General features: G+C 33.9%; 14 protein-coding genes and 1 pseudogene. 12 read left to right on the plus strand and 3 right to left on the minus strand.

Annotated elements, in window-relative coordinates; all coding sequences use genetic code 11:
- The first annotated feature begins 15 nt into the window (after positions 1-15).
- Entirely contained in the window at positions 16-1,380 is a 1,365-nt protein-coding gene (gene hemN / locus ACE3PD_RS04810) for an oxygen-independent coproporphyrinogen III oxidase (RefSeq protein ID WP_374400060.1), read from the plus strand.
- Positions 1,381-1,624: 244 nt separating this feature from the next.
- On the opposite strand, the gene ACE3PD_RS04815 is transcribed toward hemN, so the two are convergent.
- A complete protein-coding gene (locus tag ACE3PD_RS04815) occupies positions 1,625-3,451 on the minus strand; it encodes a hypothetical protein (protein ID WP_374400062.1) in 1,827 nt (608 codons plus the stop codon).
- A gap of 154 nt (positions 3,452-3,605) precedes the next feature.
- On the opposite strand from ACE3PD_RS04815, the gene ACE3PD_RS04820 reads away from it, so the two are divergent.
- From ACE3PD_RS04820 to ACE3PD_RS04840, 5 genes are all read left to right on the plus strand, one after another.
- Entirely contained in the window at positions 3,606-4,952 is a 1,347-nt protein-coding gene (locus tag ACE3PD_RS04820) for a DEAD/DEAH box helicase (RefSeq protein WP_374400065.1), read from the plus strand.
- Between the two features lie 163 nt (positions 4,953-5,115).
- Positions 5,116-7,041: a BatA domain-containing protein gene (locus tag ACE3PD_RS04825; RefSeq protein WP_374400067.1), complete on the plus strand. Its 1,926-nt coding sequence runs from the start codon at positions 5,116-5,118 to the stop codon at positions 7,039-7,041.
- Complete coding sequence (locus tag ACE3PD_RS04830) at positions 7,038-8,297, plus strand: dihydroorotase family protein (protein ID WP_374400070.1); 1,260 nt, start codon at positions 7,038-7,040, stop codon at positions 8,295-8,297. The genes ACE3PD_RS04825 and ACE3PD_RS04830 overlap by 4 nt, the downstream gene beginning before the upstream one ends.
- 89 nt (positions 8,298-8,386) lie before the next feature.
- Entirely contained in the window at positions 8,387-8,710 is a 324-nt protein-coding gene (locus ACE3PD_RS04835) for a DUF4870 domain-containing protein (RefSeq protein ID WP_374400073.1), read from the plus strand.
- Between the two features lie 37 nt (positions 8,711-8,747).
- A complete protein-coding gene (locus ACE3PD_RS04840; RefSeq protein WP_374400076.1) occupies positions 8,748-9,386 on the plus strand; it encodes an alpha/beta hydrolase in 639 nt (212 codons plus the stop codon).
- A 66-nt stretch (positions 9,387-9,452) separates the two neighbouring features.
- Here the strand turns inward: ACE3PD_RS04840 and ACE3PD_RS04845 are convergent, their stop codons facing one another.
- Positions 9,453-10,022, minus strand: coding sequence for a fasciclin domain-containing protein (locus ACE3PD_RS04845; protein WP_374400079.1), 570 nt, complete (start codon positions 10,020-10,022; stop codon positions 9,453-9,455).
- 145 nt (positions 10,023-10,167) lie between these two features.
- Between ACE3PD_RS04845 and tpx the strand changes: the two genes are divergently transcribed.
- The 6 genes from tpx to ribB all read left to right on the plus strand — a co-directional run bounded on the left by tpx (position 10,168) and on the right by ribB (position 16,922).
- Positions 10,168-10,665: a thiol peroxidase gene (gene tpx, locus ACE3PD_RS04850; RefSeq protein ID WP_374400081.1), complete on the plus strand. Its 498-nt coding sequence runs from the start codon at positions 10,168-10,170 to the stop codon at positions 10,663-10,665.
- 65 nt (positions 10,666-10,730) lie between these two features.
- Positions 10,731-11,105 (plus strand): diacylglycerol kinase, encoded by a 375-nt coding sequence (locus tag ACE3PD_RS04855; protein ID WP_026726726.1) that lies wholly within the window; start codon positions 10,731-10,733, stop codon positions 11,103-11,105.
- 33 nt (positions 11,106-11,138) lie between these two features.
- A complete protein-coding gene (locus ACE3PD_RS04860; protein WP_374400084.1) occupies positions 11,139-13,661 on the plus strand; it encodes a DNA translocase FtsK in 2,523 nt (840 codons plus the stop codon).
- A 7-nt stretch (positions 13,662-13,668) separates the two neighbouring features.
- On the plus strand, positions 13,669-14,313 hold the full coding sequence (locus tag ACE3PD_RS04865; protein ID WP_374400086.1) for an outer membrane lipoprotein carrier protein LolA: 645 nt from the start codon (positions 13,669-13,671) through the stop codon (positions 14,311-14,313).
- Positions 14,314-14,323: 10 nt separating this feature from the next.
- On the plus strand, positions 14,324-15,784 hold the full coding sequence (locus ACE3PD_RS04870; RefSeq protein WP_374400089.1) for an LptF/LptG family permease: 1,461 nt from the start codon (positions 14,324-14,326) through the stop codon (positions 15,782-15,784).
- 4 nt (positions 15,785-15,788) lie between these two features.
- Positions 15,789-16,922, plus strand: a complete 1,134-nt coding sequence (gene ribB, locus ACE3PD_RS04875) for a 3,4-dihydroxy-2-butanone-4-phosphate synthase (RefSeq protein ID WP_374400091.1) — start codon at positions 15,789-15,791, stop codon at positions 16,920-16,922.
- 244 nt (positions 16,923-17,166) lie between these two features.
- Here the strand turns inward: ribB and ACE3PD_RS04880 are convergent.
- A pseudogene (locus ACE3PD_RS04880) lies at positions 17,167-17,313 on the minus strand (hydroxyisourate hydrolase); the annotation flags it as partial.
- Positions 17,314-17,388 lie beyond the last annotated feature (75 nt).

Here is a 17,388-nt window from a genome sequence, read left to right on the forward strand (position 1 = left end):
TAAAAATCTATTGCTATGTCAGTCTCAATTGTCCAAAAATATAATGTTCCAGGACCTCGCTATACTAGTTATCCAACTGTTCCTTACTGGGAAGAGGAAAAATTCCATTTAGAAGATTGGAAACGAACTTTGTTACAATCTTTCAAAGAATCAAATGCTACAGAAGGCATAAGTTTATACATTCACCTTCCGTTTTGTGAAAGTTTGTGTACTTTTTGTGGATGCAATAAACGAATTACCAAACGTCATGAAGTAGAAGATCCTTACATAACTGCGGTGATTAAAGAATGGAAATTGTATTGCGATTTATTCCCAAGAAAACCGATTATTAAAGAAATTCATTTAGGTGGAGGAACTCCAACATTCTTTTCACCTGAAAATTTAGAACGTTTGATAAATGGTATTTTTCAATACGCAACTAAAGCTGAAGAACACGAATTTAGCTTTGAAGGACATCCAAATAATACTACAAAACAACATTTACAAACTTTATACGATTTAGGTTTTAGACGCGTAAGTTTTGGCGTGCAAGATTATTCACCAAAAGTACAAGAAGCCATTCATAGAATTCAACCTTTTCATAATGTAGCTAAAGTTACGTTTTGGGCAAAAGAAATTGGATATACGTCAATTGGTCACGATTTAATTTTCGGATTACCATTTCAAACATTAGCCGATGTTAAAGATACAATTGATAAAACCAAATCGTTACAACCCGATAGATTGGCTTTTTACAGCTACGCGCACGTGCCATGGATTAAAGGAAATGGCCAACGCGGATTTAAAGATGAAGATTTACCAAAAGACGACGAGAAACGCATGTTGTATGAAGAAGGTAAAAAGCAATTAGCACAAAACGGTTACCACGAAATTGGAATGGACCATTTTGCATTAGAAAACGACAGTATGTTTACTTCATTTAAAGAAGGAAAACTACACCGTAATTTCATGGGCTATACCGCTTCAAAAACGCAATTGATGATTGGTTTAGGCGTTTCTTCTATTAGTGATAGCTGGTATAGTTTTGCACAAAACGAAAAAACAATCGAAGATTATTACACGCATTTAGCCGATAATCAATTACCAATTTTCAGAGGTCATGTTTTAACACCAGAAGATTTAATTATCAGAAGACACATCCTGAATTTAATGTGCCAATTTACCACTTCTTGGAAAGATAAAGCTTTAGATTTTCCTGAATTACCTTCGGTATTGGCTAGTTTAGAAGAAATGCAAGACGACGGTTTATTAACCATTCAAGATGACACGATTACTGTAACCGAAAAAGGAAAACCATTCGTTAGAAATATCTGTATGGCATTTGATTTAAGATTAATCAGAAAAGCACCAGAAACAAAGCTGTTTTCAATGACGATTTAAGTTCAACTTGAAACTTGAAACTTAAAACCTGAAATAAAAACATATAAGTCATATAAGGAAAAAGTGAATTGTTAAGCTGAGAAAAGTTCATAAAAGAGATGCTTGACAGCATGACAAACTAGACGGAAAGTGTTTTGAGAATTAAGAAAAAGTGAAACGACTCCATGTATCTCTTTCAACGTTAACTAAGTTAAAAAAACTCTGTGTATCTCTGTGTAAATACTTGAAACTTGAAACCAAAAAACTATTCATATCGAATGTAAGCCGGTTTTGACAATTGGAAATCATAAAGTGATAAATTCGTGTTTTCTAGCGAATTGAATTTGTTGATACCATCACCTTCAAAAGGAATCGTAGGATAATACGAGAACGAAATTTGGAAACTATTAAACACCAAAAAGTCATTATTAATTAAGGCACCAATACTGAATTTCGAATACACTTTACTCGAAAACAAAGCTTTTTCGTTTGCTAAAGAACCTAACGTCATGTTAAGATACGGACTAAATCGGAAACCATACCAACTTCCCGGAATATACGATTGTGTTTGAAAAGAAAGGGTCCATTTTTGAGTACCATTCAAACGACTATTAAATCCAGGTAAACCATCTGCTTCAAAAAAAATCAAACGATCTTTAAACGATTCATCTCGATTGTTTCCCCAAACATAAGTGGGTTTTATAAACTGTCGGAATCGCCAACTTCCCAAATTAATTAAGGGACTAAAATAATTCAAACCCAATCTAAAAGTGGTTTGTTCGGTAAATCCTGCATCGTAAAAACTTCCCCATTCAGCAAAACCACTAGCATAACCAAAAGAATATTTTTTACCATAAGAAACACTCAAACCGGTGTACATTTGAGAATTGCTGTTTTTTTCTTGATGACCAATGATTAAAGCAATATTTTCTCCATACGGAATATCCTCAGTAATATTATAATTGAAAACAAAGGTGTCTTGATAGAACTTTTGTTTAGAAACCCCAATCATTCCTATCCAATTCTTCTCATTAGAAAAATAATTGGATGGATCTAAAGTAGCTTCTGGCATTCTTCCAAATACTTTTTGATTGTAAGTTAAAGCCAAAATCAAGTTCGTAAAATAACGTTCAGGATTTGATTTTGAATTTATTTTAAAAGCCCTACCATACCAATACTCCTGAAAATCATAAGAAACATTTTGCAACGAAATCGTATCTAAAACTGGAAATTGCTCGGTTCGTAAACTATTCTCAAAGTAAAAACCTCCTGCGTTTTTGGCAATAACAGAATAAAAGGGGCGATTGATGTTGACACTTCGTTTACTATCATTATTGAATTCATTCGCATAATCCAAATCAAAACGGAAATAGGTATTCTTAATATTATTGATAGAATACTGAGCATAAACCGCTCGCTCTCTAGTGTCAAAACGATTTTTAATGTTTCCGCTTATCAAATGTCCAAAACCTAAAATATTACGCTCAGTTAACTTAGCACTACTTTCTGTAGATGACAAACTACCGGTTGGAATTAAAGTCCATGAATCTAAAACTCTAATTTTAATATCGATAGAATCTTTGTTTTTAGGAATATCAACGGGAACAATCTTTACTTCTCGAATATAACGCTGACTTCTTATCAATCGTTCTGATTCTAACAATAACTTAGCATCTAATTTATCATTCTTCTTAAAAAGCATGATATTTCGAATTGTTATTTCCTTAGTTTTAATATGAACCGAATTACCAAAATTCTCTAATTTACGTTTTGGGAGTTTTTTTTCATCTGTGACCGAAAACCCAAATGGATCTAACGTTTCAATTGTAATGTTTCGAATAATCTTTCCTTCTTGATGTTTTTTGACTACTTTTTCTTCCTTCTTTGGCTTGGATGGAATCAAATTTTCTGCTTTTAAAGCCGATTCTCTAAAAATTAGCTTATAAACAAAACGAGAAAACTTATTTCTTTTTGATAGATCATTAATATCCTGATAAATCGAAATACTATCTGCTTTTTTTTCAATGGTTTGCGCCTTTCCTTCCCAGGAAATAACACAAATAAAGAAAAAAAGAAAAAGTTTCAATTTCATAGCTGGAGTAAAAACTAAACTTCGGCGAATTTATTGTTTAAAAATCGAAAGTACTAATAAAATGAAGTAAATACAACTAGTTTACTCTCGCAGCAAGGCACAAATACCATTCCAAAAAGTTTATGTACCTTTGCCAACAATTTTATTTACGCATATGAAAACTTTCTTAGAATTCGATTTACCAAAATCACTACAAAAAGCATTAGACGAATTGGGTTTTGTGCACGCTACGCCTATTCAAGAAAAATCGCACGCTGTAATTCTATCAGGAAGAGACGTAATGGGAATTGCACAAACCGGAACCGGTAAAACATTCGCCTACTTATTACCTATTTTAAAACAATGGAAATTCCAAAATAACGAATCGCCAAGAGTAGTTATTTTAGTTCCAACGCGTGAATTAGTAGTACAAGTAGCTGAAGAGGTAGAAAAACTAACCAAATACATGAGTGTACGAACTCTTGGTATATATGGTGGCGTTAACATCAACACGCAAAGAAAAGCACTAGCAGAAGGTGTCGATATTTTAGTTGGAACGCCAGGTCGTGTTATGGATTTAGCGCTTGACGGTGTTTTACGTTTTGATGCCTTGCAAAAATTAGTCATTGACGAATTTGATGAAATCTTAAACTTAGGTTTCCGTGCGCAATTGACTTCGATTTTAACCATGATGCGTGGTAAAAAACAAAACATCTTATTCTCGGCCACCATGACCGAAGAAGTCGATGAAATGTTAGATGAATATTTCGATTTTCCTGAAGAAGTTTCCTTGGCACCAAGCGGAACTCCGTTAGAACAAATCGAGCAAATTGTATATCAAGTTCCGAATTTCTTGACCAAATTGAACCTATTGAAACATTTGGTTCGTGAAACTGAAGGAATGGATCGTGTATTGATTTTCGTAAACAACAAACGAATTGTAGAATTGGTTTCTGAAACCTTGGAAAGCGAATTTCCAGAGCAATTTGGTGTCATTCACTCAAACAAATCGCAAAATTATCGTTTGAATACGATGGCTGCTTTTCAAGCGGGCGAATTAAGAGGTTTGGTTACAACCGATATCATGGCACGTGGTTTAGATATTTCGGATATTACACACGTTATCAACTTACAATTTACAGAAGAACCTGAAAAATACATGCACCGTATCGGTAGAACGGGTCGTGCTGATAAAACAGGTGTTGCCATAAGTTTGATTTCTCCAAGTGAAATTGAGCCAAAAATTGAGGTAGAATTATTAATGAATACCGAAATCAAAGAACTTCCTATTCCAGAAGATTTAAAAATAGAAGAACGCTATTTAGACTTTGAAAAGGAAAAGAAAAAAATGAAGTTCTTACTAAAAACCCCTAAAAAAGAAGGTGGTGACGCGTTCCATCAAAAGAAAGACAAAAACAAAAAAGTCAACCTAGGCGGTCCTGGAAAACGTACTCCAAGAAAAACCGAATCCAGAAACCGAGCTGTGGAAAGAAAACGCGCAGAGAAGAAAAAGAAGAGATAATTTTTTAGTGATCAGTGTTCAGTTTTGAGTTGGCAGTAAAAATCCGTGTAAATTTCTCAAATCCGTGTCATCTGCGTTCCAAAAAATACTATACAACATTTTCTGAATTCTAAATTCTAAATTCTAAATTGAATTTCGTACTTTTGACAAATTCTAATTATAAATGCAGTTCAAACATCCAGAAATTCTCTACTTCCTTTTTCTGTTGGTCATACCAATTTTGGTGCATTTATTTCAATTACGACGTTTTAAAAAAGAATATTTTACTAACGTAAAACTTCTTAAAGAACTTCAAATTCAAACCCGAAAAAGTTCTAAAATCAAGAAATGGTTGTTGTTGGCGACACGTTTATTGTTGTTGGCTTGTTTGATTATAGCTTTTGCCCAACCTTTTTTTGACGCCAAAGACACCACAAACAAAGGAAACGAACTCATCATTTTATTAGACAACTCGTTTTCGATGCAAGCCAAAGGCGCAAAAGGCGAATTACTCAAACGAAGCATTCAAGTTTTATTAGAAGAATTACCCGAAAACCAACAATTTTCCTTACTAACGAATTCCGAAGTTTTTTGGGACACCGATATCAAATCCATTCAAAAAGAATTGCAGAATTTGAAGTATTCAGCGATGCCGTTTCAATTGGATTATTTGATCAATCAAGTCGAAACCAAAAAGAAAAACACAAAAAAAGATTACGTTATCATTACCGATGCGATTCAATCGGAAAGTAAAAAAGCCTTGGAATTAGCAGAAAATAACGTAGTGTATTTCATCCAACCCGAAGCGCAAAACAAAACCAACATCAGTATTGATAAAGTTACTATTTCTCAAGTTTTGGATCAGTTTTACGAATTGAAAATCACGCTTCAAGCTTTTGGAGAAACCGAAAATGAAGTGCCACTTTCTGTTTTTAGTAACAACAAAGCAATTGCTAAAACCATCGCAAAATTTGAAACGCAAAAGACAGAAATTGCAATCACCATTCCAAAAAACGATTTCCACGGAAATATTAGCATAGAAGACAATAGTTTACATTATGACAACGACTATTTCTTAAGTATTTCAAAACCCGAAAAAGCAAACGTAATTGCTATCGGAAATTCGGAAAAGAACAATTTTTTAAGTCGCATTTTTACTTCAGATGAATTCAATTTTCAAAGTACCGAATTGGCTACGTTGGATTACAATCAAATCGAAAATCAAGATGCGATTGTGTTAAATGAATTAGAAGATTTGCCAGTTGCATTGGGAACAACACTAAAATCCTTCTTCGAAAAAGGCGGCAATATTGTTTTAATTCCGAATGCGAAAAATACGCCAAGTCTATTAAATGCTTTTGCGAAAAACTTTGGTGGATTCAATTATTCCCAACTTTCCACTTCTGGAAAACAAATCACAAAAATCAACTTTAATCATCCTTTATATCAAACAGTTTTTGAGAAAAAAGTGACTAATTTTCAATATCCAAATGTTAAAGAAGGTTTCACTTTATCAGGAATTACGAATATTTTACAATACGAAGACAATTTAGTTTTTGTGGGTTCGACAACGAATCGATTGGGAACATTTTACGCTTTTTCGGCTCCGATAAACAAGCAAAATAGTAATTTTCAGAATGCACCTTTGATTGTTCCAACCTTTTACAACATGGGACAAAATCAAGGTAAAACAGGAATTAACGCATACACAATTGGAGAAAACGAAAACCTGATTTTAGAAACTATTTTAGCAAAAGACGAAGTCGTTTCAGTACAAAAAGATGGTTATAGTTTCATTCCAATGCAACAAATTTTGAATACCAAATGCAAACTGTCATTTGGCGATTATCTTGAAGAAGCAGGGAATTTTGATGTGATAAAAGCGAACAATTCGTTAAAGAAAATCAGCTTCAACTATCCAAGAACGGAAAGCGATCTAACACAAGTTTCGACTGCCAATTTTGAGAATTTTACCAAAGTAAACAACATATCCACAGTTCTAAACGACATTGCTTCTGAACGTACAAGCAATGAAATTTGGAAATGGTTTATCATCGCAACACTACTATTTTTAATAACAGAACTACTAATCCAAAAATTTGTAAAATGACGCAAGTTATTCTAAAACAAGCCAAAATTATCGACGCTTCAAGTCCGTTTCACAACCAAGTGATGGACATCAAAATTGAAAACGGCACGATAACTCAAATAGAAAAAGAAATCACCGCTACTTCGGGTTTTGAAGTAGTAAATATTCCAAATCTACACGTTTCTAAAGGTTGGATGGACAGCTCGGTTTCTTTTGGAGAACCAGGCTATGAAGACCGCGAAACCATAGAAAACGGATTGAAAGTCGCAGCCAAAAGTGGATTTACAGCGGTAGCTTTACAACCGAATTCAAATCCAACCATCGACAATCAAGCACAAGTACGATTTGTATTGGATAGAGCTAAAAATCAAGCGACAACTTTATATCCCATCGGAGCCTTAACTAAAGGTAGCGAAGGAACGGATTTAGCGGAATTATTCGACATGAAAAACGCCGGAGCCATTGCTTTCGGGGATTATAAAAAAGCCTTACAAAATGCAAATCTTCAAAAAATTGCGTTGCAATACGTACAAGATTTCGACGGCATGTTGATCGCCTTTTGTCAAGATAGCACTTTGAAAGGAATTGGAATAGCAAATGAAGGTGTAGTAAGTACAAAACTTGGTATGAAAGGAATTCCGGCTTTAGCAGAAGAATTACAAGTCGCACGTAACTTATTTTTATTAGAATATACAGGCGGAAAATTACATATCCCAACCATTTCAACTCAAGGCAGCATCAAATTAATCAAAGAAGCAAAAGCAAAAGGATTACAAGTGACTTGTAGCGTTGCCGTTCACAATTTAGTCTTAAACGACGAAGTGTTAATGGGATTTGATACCCGATACAAAGTATTGCCCCCATTACGCGAAGAAGCTACGAGAAAAGCTTTAGTAGAAGCTGTTCTAGACGGAACGATTGATTGCATCACTTCAGACCATAATCCATTAGACATCGAACACAAGAAATTAGAATTTGATTTAGCGAAGGATGGAACCATAGGATTAGAGAGTGCTTTTGGTGCTTTACTAACCATTTTACCACTTGAAGTTGTAGTTGAAAAACTAAACACTAACAAACTGGTTTTCAAAGTAGAAAACCCTTCAATAAAAACCGAAAATAAAGCTGATATTTCGCTTTTCACTACAGAAGATAATTGGACATTTGGAAAAGAAAACATCCTTTCTAAATCTAAAAATTCGGCTTTCTTAGGACAAAAAATGAAGGGAAAAGCGATAGGAATTTACAATAACGGACAATTGATAATGAATAAATAATAATTTATTAATTGGATTGTCCCCTTGAGGGGACTTTAGGGGTGTAAAAGAATGAACTGAAAAAAGTAAAATTAAAAAGTCATTAAATCATGAACGAAATAAATAAAGGTAAACAAACAGCAATTGTAAGCTATTTAACTATTGTAGGGTCAATAATTGCAATATTTATGAATCAAGAAGAAAATCGTAGTGAATTTGCTAGTTTTCACATTAGACAATCATTAGGTATTTTCTTAACCTTCTTTTTATTAGGATATCCCGTTGGTTACTTTGACAATTGGATGGTTTCGGCTTCATTTTGGATATTCATTTTCATCCTGTGGATTTATGGTTTTATCAATTGTTTAAATGGCGAAATGAAAATCGTTCCTTTTTTGGGAGAACTATATCAAAAAGTTTTCAAGTCCTTTTAAACTTTTAAACACTTAAACTTTTAACCTTTATTTAAAAATGAACTTACACTACTTAATTCAAGAACCAAAAGTAAAACACGATAAAAATCCATTATTACTATTATTACACGGTTATGGAAGCAACGAAGAAGATTTATTTTCCTTTGCTAGCGAATTACCAAATGATAGTTACGTAATTTCGGTTCGTGCACCTTATGAATTACAGCCTTACGGACACGCTTGGTATGCCATTCATTTTGATGCTGATGAAAATAAGTTTTCGGATAATGTACAAGCGAAACAGTCGGTTGAGTTAATTGCAGGTTTTATTGACGAAATCCTAAAACAATATCCAATCGATGCAAAAAATGTAACCTTAATTGGTTTCAGTCAAGGCGCCATTTTAAGTTATGCTACTGCCCTAACCTATCCTGATAAAGTAGCTAAAGTCGTGGCGTTAAGCGGCTATTTCAATCAAGAAATTATGCCAGAAGTTATTGATTCAAAAGCGATTTCACATCTAAAATTCTTCGTTTCTCATGGTTCGGTTGACCAAGTAATTCCAGTAGATTGGGCACGAAAAGCAAAACCAGCTTTAGAAAATTTAGGATTAAAAGTCGAATATCTCGAATATCCTGTCGGTCATGGTGTAGCACCTCAAAACTTCTTTGATTTTAAGAATTGGTTACAACAATAAATAAAAAAGCTCTGAATTAAAACTCAGAGCTTTTCTTTTAACAAACTAAACTAAAGATTTTAAGCATTATGATTTAGGTGTAACCACAGTATCCACTACATGAATTACACCATTTTTTTGATTTACATCGGCAATAGTAACTTTCGCACTATTCCCGTTTTCATCGGTAATATATAAGTCTTTACCTTTCATCCAAGCTATTAATGTACCACCGCTAACTGTTTTTAAAGTAGCTTTTCCGTTTCCTTTTTTAATAGCAGCATCAATATCTTTAGCATTCATTTTTCCTGCTACAACATGATACGTTAAAATAGTTTGTAACGTTTTTAAATTTTCTGGTTTTAACAAGGTTTCAACTGTTCCTGCAGGTAATTTAGCAAACGCTGCATTTGTTGGGGCAAAAACAGTGAATGGTCCTTCTGACATTAAAACATCAACTAATCCAGCAGCTTTAACAGCAGCAACTAATGTAGTGTGGTCTTTAGAATTAACCGCATTTTCAACAATGTTTTTACTTGAATACATAGGAGCACCTCCTACTTCAACCGTTTTTTCTTTCATTTGAGCAAAAGAAGTTGTTCCAACTAATAATCCGAAAGCTACAATTGCAGTAGCAAAAAATTTGTTCGTTTTCATATTATATTTTTTTAAGTTTTATAATGGCATTTACGCCAAAAACAAAATCTTGGTTTTAAAAAACTAAAAAAAAAATAATCTTAAGTAAACGATAAGATACACTTTAACCAATTATTCTTTACTTTTGTTACTCAAAAAAAAAGTTATGGCATCAATTACATTAGGAGGAAATCCAATTCACACAAATGGCGATTTGCCAGCAGTAGGTTCAAAAGCTACTGATTTTAATTTAGTAAAAACCGATTTAGGAACAGCAACTTTAGCTGATTTTGCTGGTTCTAAACTAGTTTTAAACATTTTCCCAAGTGTTGATACGGGAACTTGTGCGGCTTCGGTTAGAAAGTTTAATGAAAAAGCAAGTGCTTTAGCAAACACTAAAGTATTGTGTATTTCTAGAGATTTACCTTTTGCTCAAAAACGTTTTTGTGGCGCTGAAGGTTTAGAAAACGTAATTAACTTATCAGATTTTAAAGACGGTAGTTTTGGAAAAAACTATGGTTTAGAAATCACTGATGGTCCTTTAGCAGGTTTACATTCTCGTGTGGTAATTGTTTTAGACGAAAACGGAACAATTCTTCACACAGAACAAGTGAAAGAGATTGCTGACGAGCCAAATTACGATGCTGCTTTAGCAGTACTATAAGAAACTAAACTGTCCTAAAGTTGATTATTCAATTTCAGGACAGTTTTTAAATTTAAACAAACAAAATGAAATTCGAAAAAGACGAAACCCTTTTTACAGGCCGATTAAAAAGCATTGGATTTGCCGTAAAAGGCGCTATTAAATTAATTACTACCGAGCATAGTGTTATGGTACAATCTTCTTTGGCTGTACTTATGACAATTGCAGGATTCTACTTTGGAATTGATCGTGTTGAATGGATGATGCAAATTCTAGTATTTGGATTAGTACTAAGTATAGAAGGGTTAAATACTGCAGTCGAAAAAATAGCTGATTTCGTGCATCCCGATTTTCATGAACGCATTGGTTTTATTAAAGATATTGCCGCTGGAGCTGTATTTTTTGCTGCCCTAACCGCTATTGCAATTGGATGCATTATTTATTTTCCATATTTGTTTTAATTTAGCTACTTTTGTAAAAATTGATCCGTTTACATGGCCAAAAAAACAAGTAAAGATTCCGTAAATTCTCCTTCTGAAACCAAAGAAAAATTCTCTTGGCGCCTAAGTCGTCAACAGAAATTTATTTTCGGTATTCTATTGATTTTCTTTTCTATAGCTTTATTACTTTCCTTTATTTCTTACTTCATAACAGGAAATAACGATCAAAATATTGTATCTGAATTAGCAAATAGAGGTGTTAAAGCCGAGAACTGGTTAGGGAAATTTGGTGCTTTCTTAGCCGACTTTTTCCTTTACAAAGGTTTTGGAGTAGCCTCATTTATTTTTGTGAGAATCCTTTTTTTAATGGGAGCTTACTTAGTATTGGACATGGCTTTATCGAAATTAAAGAAAAGCTTTTTTTGGGATTTTTATCTGATAATTTTTATTTCTATTATTCTAGGTTTTTTCTGGGAATACATTCCACAATTGGGAGGAACTGTTGGTTTTGAAATGAATCTTTTCATTCAAGATTACATCGGAAAAACAGGAACTTTATTAGTGCTTTTATTCGGAATCGTATTATTCTTAGTTTTCAAAATCAAGATGTCACCCGAAAGTTTTACCAAAGTTTTTGAAAAACCTCAGTCCGAATTAAATGAAGATATCGCTGCTGCAAATACAATAGTTCCAGTACCAGAAAACAGTACAGATGAAACGGAAGATGAAGTAAATACCGATTTACCAATAACTTCACCAACCAATTCAAAAGAAGACTTTATCTTGACTGAAGACGAAGAAGAAATGGGGAATTTTGAATTGAAAACCTATCCTTCGAATTTCGAAATCAACAAAGAAGCTTTAAAACCAACAATTGCTACAGCATCGGAATTAACTTTAGACCCAAAACCAAAAGTTGAAACTCCAGAAGTAACTAATTTTTCTATCGAAGACAGAAGCATTCCAAAAGAAGATTTCGTAAACGAAGACGCTTTTGTAATTGAAAAAGTGGCAGAAGAGGAAGTGGTTGAAGAAAACTTAGCGGCTAAATTGGTACAAGATTTTGGTCTTTTTGACCCAACATTAGAACTATCGAATTACCAATTCCCTCCTATTGATTTATTAAAAGAATATTCTTCTGGCGGGATTACCATTAACCAAGCCGAATTAGAAGAAAACAAAAATAAAATTGTTGATACTTTAAAAAATTACAGCATTGGTATTTCGCAAATTAAAGCGACTGTTGGTCCAACGGTTACTTTATACGAAATTGTACCAGATGCTGGAATCCGTATCTCTAAAATCAAAAACTTAGAAGACGATATTGCCTTGTCTTTGGCGGCTTTAGGAATTCGTATCATCGCACCAATCCCTGGAAAAGGAACTATTGGTATTGAGGTACCAAACAACAATCCAACAATGGTTTCGATGAAGAGCGTAATTGCTTCTCCGAAATTCCAAACAGCTGAAATGGAGTTACCAATTGCTTTAGGAAAAACCATTTCTAACGAAACCTTTGTAGTAGACTTAGCTAAAATGCCTCACTTATTAATGGCAGGTGCTACGGGTCAAGGAAAATCGGTAGGATTGAATGCCGTGTTGACTTCGTTATTATACAAAAAACATCCAGCCGAAGTAAAATTCGTTTTGGTGGATCCGAAAAAAGTAGAATTAACTTTATTCAATAAAATTGAACGTCATTATTTAGCTAAACTTCCTGATGGTGGAGATGCTATTATTACTGATAATACTAAAGTAATCAATACATTGAACTCGTTATGTATTGAAATGGACAACCGTTATTCTTTATTAAAAGATGCCATGGTTCGTAACATTAAAGAATACAACGAGAAATTTAGAAACCGAAAATTAAATCCAGAAAATGGTCACCGCTTTTTACCATATATTGTGTTAGTAGTGGACGAGTTTGCCGATTTAATTATGACAGCGGGTAAAGAAGTAGAAACACCAATTGCTCGTTTAGCTCAGTTAGCACGTGCTATTGGAATTCACTTAATTATTGCAACACAACGTCCATCGGTAAATGTAATTACGGGGATTATTAAGGCGAATTTCCCTGCGCGTATTGCATTCCGTGTAACTTCTAAAATCGACTCACGTACAATTTTAGATAGTCAAGGAGCGGATCAATTAATTGGACGAGGTGATTTACTTTATACGCAAGGAAACGACATTACTCGTGTACAATGTGCCTTTGTTGACACACCAGAAGTGGATAAGATTTGTGATTTCATAGGTTCACAAAAAGCATATCCTGAAGCTTATTTACTTCCTGAGTATGTTGGGGATGAAAGTGGCATAAAACTTGATATTGACATATCCGAAAGAGATTCTTTGTTTAGAGAAGCAGCAGAAGTCATTGTGACAGCCCAACAAGGAAGTGCCTCTTTAATACAAAGAAAATTGAAATTAGGTTACAATAGAGCGGGTCGTTTAATTGACCAATTAGAAGCCGCTGGTATTGTAGGTCCTTTTGAAGGTAGTAAAGCCCGTTCCGTTTTAATACCCGATTTAATAGCTTTAGAACACTTTTTAAACAATGAACAAAATAATTAATTTTAAAATGATACGTTTTTTACAACTAGCAATCGCACTATTTATAGGTTTTACTATCCAAGCTCAAGATGCTAAAAAAGCAAAAGAGTTATTAGATGAAGTATCAGCTAAGGTAAAATCATATGATAATATTGTGATTGATTTTAAATATTCACTACACAACCCAAAGGAAAACATCAACCAAGAAAGCAAAGGAAATGTAGCGTTACAAGGAAACTTGTACAACCTAAATTTTATGGGAGTAACCAAAATTTTCGATGGAAAAAAAGTCTATACGATTGTTCCTGAAGACGAAGAAATTACCATCGCTAATTTTGATGCAAATGATGAAAATGCCATCACGCCTAACAAGATGTTGACTTTCTTTAATACAGGGTACAAATACAGTTGGGATATACCTCAAAATTTAAAAGGAAGAAAAATTCAGTACGTTAAATTAACTCCAAACAGTGGCAAAGACCAACGTAAAGAAATCTTAATAGGTATTGATGTTCAAACCAAACACATTTACACCGTAATTGAAGTAGGCAAAAATGGGACAAAAACCACTTTAACTGTTAATTCTTTTAAAACAAATCAGCCATTATCAAAAAATCATTTTACCTTTACCAAATCAAAATATCCTAATTATTACATCAATAAATTAGACTAATTCCGTTCGGGTGAAAATCTTAGATAAATACATTATTAAATCCTTCATGATTACATTTGCTTCGGTATTTGTAATCTTGTTTTTTATATTCGTTTTACAAGGAATTTGGTTGTTCATTGCTGAATTAGCGGGTAAAGATTTAGACTTCTTCACTATTATCAAATTTTTATCGTTCTACGCGCCTACTATTGTTCCATTAGTATTACCGCTTTCGGTTTTATTGGCTTCTATCATGACTTTTGGTAGTTTTGCCGAGAACTATGAGTTTGCGGCAATGAAATCATCAGGTATATCGTTACAACGAGCCATGAAAATGCTTACGATTACAATTGGAATATTAGCTTTTGTATCATTCTTCTTTGCCAATAACGTGATTCCTGATGCGCAATATAAATTCATTAATCTTAGAAAAACCATTGTACAGCAAAAACCAGCCATGGCAATTGCTGAAGGGCAATTTAATACTATCGGAACTTCTAATATTAAAGTGGGGAAAAAGTCAGGCGATAATGGCGAATTTTTAGAAGACGTTACCATGCATGTTAAAAATAGTAACATGGGTTTAGGCGCAAACACCATTATTAAAGCAAAAAGAGGAGTTTTAACCAGTGAAGACGATTCGAATTATTTACAACTAGAATTATACGATGGTTATTATTACGAAGACATTCATCCCAAAAACTATGAAGAACGTCAAAGAGTTCCTTTCGCTAAGAGTAGCTTTAAAAAGTACGTCATCAACATCGATTTAACAAAACTAAATCAAGCTGAAATTGACGAGGGCAACATTACATCTGAAAAAATGTTAACTTCTATTGAATTGAAATATACTATCGATTCGCTTGAACAAAGTTATAAAAAGGATGCAACTTCTTATGCTACTAATTTGGTAAATAGAAACGATAATATTTTTTCACATAGAGAAATTACACCCCAAAATGTAAAAGCTCCAATAAATAAAAGTACGAATAAAGAAATTCTATCTCTTTTAACAGTAGAAGAACGTAAACAAATTCTTGAAGTTGCAAAAAATAATGCAATTAGTACTGAATTTAGCATACAAAGCAACAAAACCGATTTAGAAAATAAGTCTAAGAACATCAACAACCACTGGTTAGCCATTCATGAAAAATTTGTGATTGCTTACTCATGTCTCTTAATGTTTTTCATTGGAGCACCATTAGGAGCTATCATTCGAAAAGGAGGTTTAGGTTTACCTATTGTATTTGCTGTTTTGATTTTTATTACATTTCATTTCATTAATACTTTTGGAAGAAAAGTAGCCCAACAAGATTCTATTCCACCATTCTTAGGCGCTTGGATGGCTTCTATTTTAATGACGCCATTTGCAGTGATTTTAACCTATCGTGCTACAAACGATATTGGAATCATGATTAATTTTGATTGGATAACCGACCCGTTTAAAAAACTTTTTAATAAAATAACACAAACTAACGACGACAACAACTAATACCATGTCAAATAACATACAACTCAACACAATTGAAGAAGCTATTGAAGACATCCGTCAAGGAAAAGTTATCATAGTAGTAGATGATGAAGACAGAGAAAATGAGGGCGATTTCCTTGCTGCAGCCGAAAAAGTAACGCCTGAAATGATTAACTTCATGGCAACACACGGTAGAGGGCTAATTTGTGCTCCTCTAACAGAATCGCGTTGTAAAGAACTAGACCTTCATGCTATGGTTCGTAATAATACCGACCACATGGAAACCGCTTTTACCGTTTCGGTTGACTTAAAAGGTAATGGCGTATCTACGGGAATTTCTGCTGCTGATAGAGCGAAAACCATTCAGGCTTTAATTGACCCAGAGACCAAACCTTACGATTTAGCGCGTCCTGGACATATTTTCCCTTTAATTGCCAAACAAGGTGGCGTTTTAAGAAGAACAGGTCACACCGAAGCAGCTATTGATTTTGCTCGTTTAGCAGGATTTAAACCAGCTGGTGTTATCGTAGAAATCATGAACGAAGACGGAACAATGGCACGTTTACCGCAATTGGTAGAAGTCGCTAAGAAGTTCGACTTAAAATTGGTTTCTATTGAAGCGTTAGTAGCCTACCGTATGCAACACGACAGTTTGATTCAAAAGAAAGAAGATTTTGATATTCAAACCCGTTTCGGAACCTTCAGAATGCGTGCCTATTTACAAACAACCAACAAACAAGTACACATTGCTTTAACAAAAGGAACTTGGAATGCAGGCGAACCTGTATTAACTAGAATCAACACAACCCAAGTCAACAATGATATTTTAGGGACACTTACCGATAACAACGATAAGAAACTAGACGATATTTTCCGTAAAATTAACGAAGTAGAAAAAGGAGCAATCATCTTCATTAACCAAGAAGTTAAATCCTTAGAATTATTAGATCGTATTGCCGAATTAAAAGTATTACAATCTCAAGGCGAAATGCGTGCCCCACAAATTAAAATGGACACCAAAGATTTCGGAATCGGAGCCCAAATCCTTCACGACTTAGACATTACCAAAATCGAATTACTATCCAACAGCACCGCTCCTACTAAACGCGTAGGAATGATAGGTTACGGATTAGAAATCACCGATTATGTAAATTATTAATAAAAAAAAACGCTCAAGTTGTCTTGAGCGTTTTTTTTTTATATTGTTATTCTATCCCGACACTTCTGAATCATTTCAGAATCTCCTAAGCAGTAGGCAATTGCTTTACGCAGGAAAAGCTTTCATTCCGCAGAATAGAAACGTAAGTTCAGCGTAGCTAAATCTCATAACCCTAAGCACAGGCTTTACGAAGTAAAGCCCATCCTTTTCACTTTTCCCTTCTCCCCCAACAAATCAAGAAAAATCAATTCCCCTTATAAGTAGCATACCCAAAAGCAGAAAGCGTAATCGGTACATGATAATGACTATCATCGGAAATTTAAAAAACCACTTCTATAAAAGGATAAAAACTCTCGGTATTACCACTTTTAAAATACTCAGCAGTTGTATATCGTCAGCAAAAAGTGGACTGATTTAGTTTGAAGACCTACAGATTTTACAGGGTTTTTTATTTCCAATGACTAAA

The sequence above is a fragment of the Flavobacterium sp. genome (assembly GCF_041911335.1).
GTDB lineage: Bacteria > Bacteroidota > Bacteroidia > Flavobacteriales > Flavobacteriaceae > Flavobacterium.

What these genes read in the sequence shown, in the direction of transcription:
- ACE3PD_RS04855 (WP_026726726.1), top strand. Translation starts at nt 10,731, where the DNA reads ATGAAATTCGAAAAAGACGAAACCCTTTTTACAGGCCGATTAAAAAGC.
- ACE3PD_RS04825 (WP_374400067.1), top strand. Translation starts at nt 5,116, where the DNA reads ATGCAGTTCAAACATCCAGAAATTCTCTACTTCCTTTTTCTGTTGGTC.
- tpx (WP_374400081.1), top strand. Translation starts at nt 10,168, where the DNA reads ATGGCATCAATTACATTAGGAGGAAATCCAATTCACACAAATGGCGAT.
- ribB (WP_374400091.1), top strand. Translation starts at nt 15,789, where the DNA reads ATGTCAAATAACATACAACTCAACACAATTGAAGAAGCTATTGAAGAC.
- ACE3PD_RS04840 (WP_374400076.1), top strand. Translation starts at nt 8,748, where the DNA reads ATGAACTTACACTACTTAATTCAAGAACCAAAAGTAAAACACGATAAA.
- ACE3PD_RS04820 (WP_374400065.1), top strand. Translation starts at nt 3,606, where the DNA reads ATGAAAACTTTCTTAGAATTCGATTTACCAAAATCACTACAAAAAGCA.
- ACE3PD_RS04815 (WP_374400062.1), bottom strand. Translation starts at nt 3,451, where the DNA reads ATGAAATTGAAACTTTTTCTTTTTTTCTTTATTTGTGTTATTTCCTGG.
- ACE3PD_RS04865 (WP_374400086.1), top strand. Translation starts at nt 13,669, where the DNA reads ATGATACGTTTTTTACAACTAGCAATCGCACTATTTATAGGTTTTACT.
- ACE3PD_RS04835 (WP_374400073.1), top strand. Translation starts at nt 8,387, where the DNA reads ATGAACGAAATAAATAAAGGTAAACAAACAGCAATTGTAAGCTATTTA.
- ACE3PD_RS04860 (WP_374400084.1), top strand. Translation starts at nt 11,139, where the DNA reads ATGGCCAAAAAAACAAGTAAAGATTCCGTAAATTCTCCTTCTGAAACC.
- ACE3PD_RS04845 (WP_374400079.1), bottom strand. Translation starts at nt 10,022, where the DNA reads ATGAAAACGAACAAATTTTTTGCTACTGCAATTGTAGCTTTCGGATTA.
- ACE3PD_RS04830 (WP_374400070.1), top strand. Translation starts at nt 7,038, where the DNA reads ATGACGCAAGTTATTCTAAAACAAGCCAAAATTATCGACGCTTCAAGT.
- hemN (WP_374400060.1), top strand. Translation starts at nt 16, where the DNA reads ATGTCAGTCTCAATTGTCCAAAAATATAATGTTCCAGGACCTCGCTAT.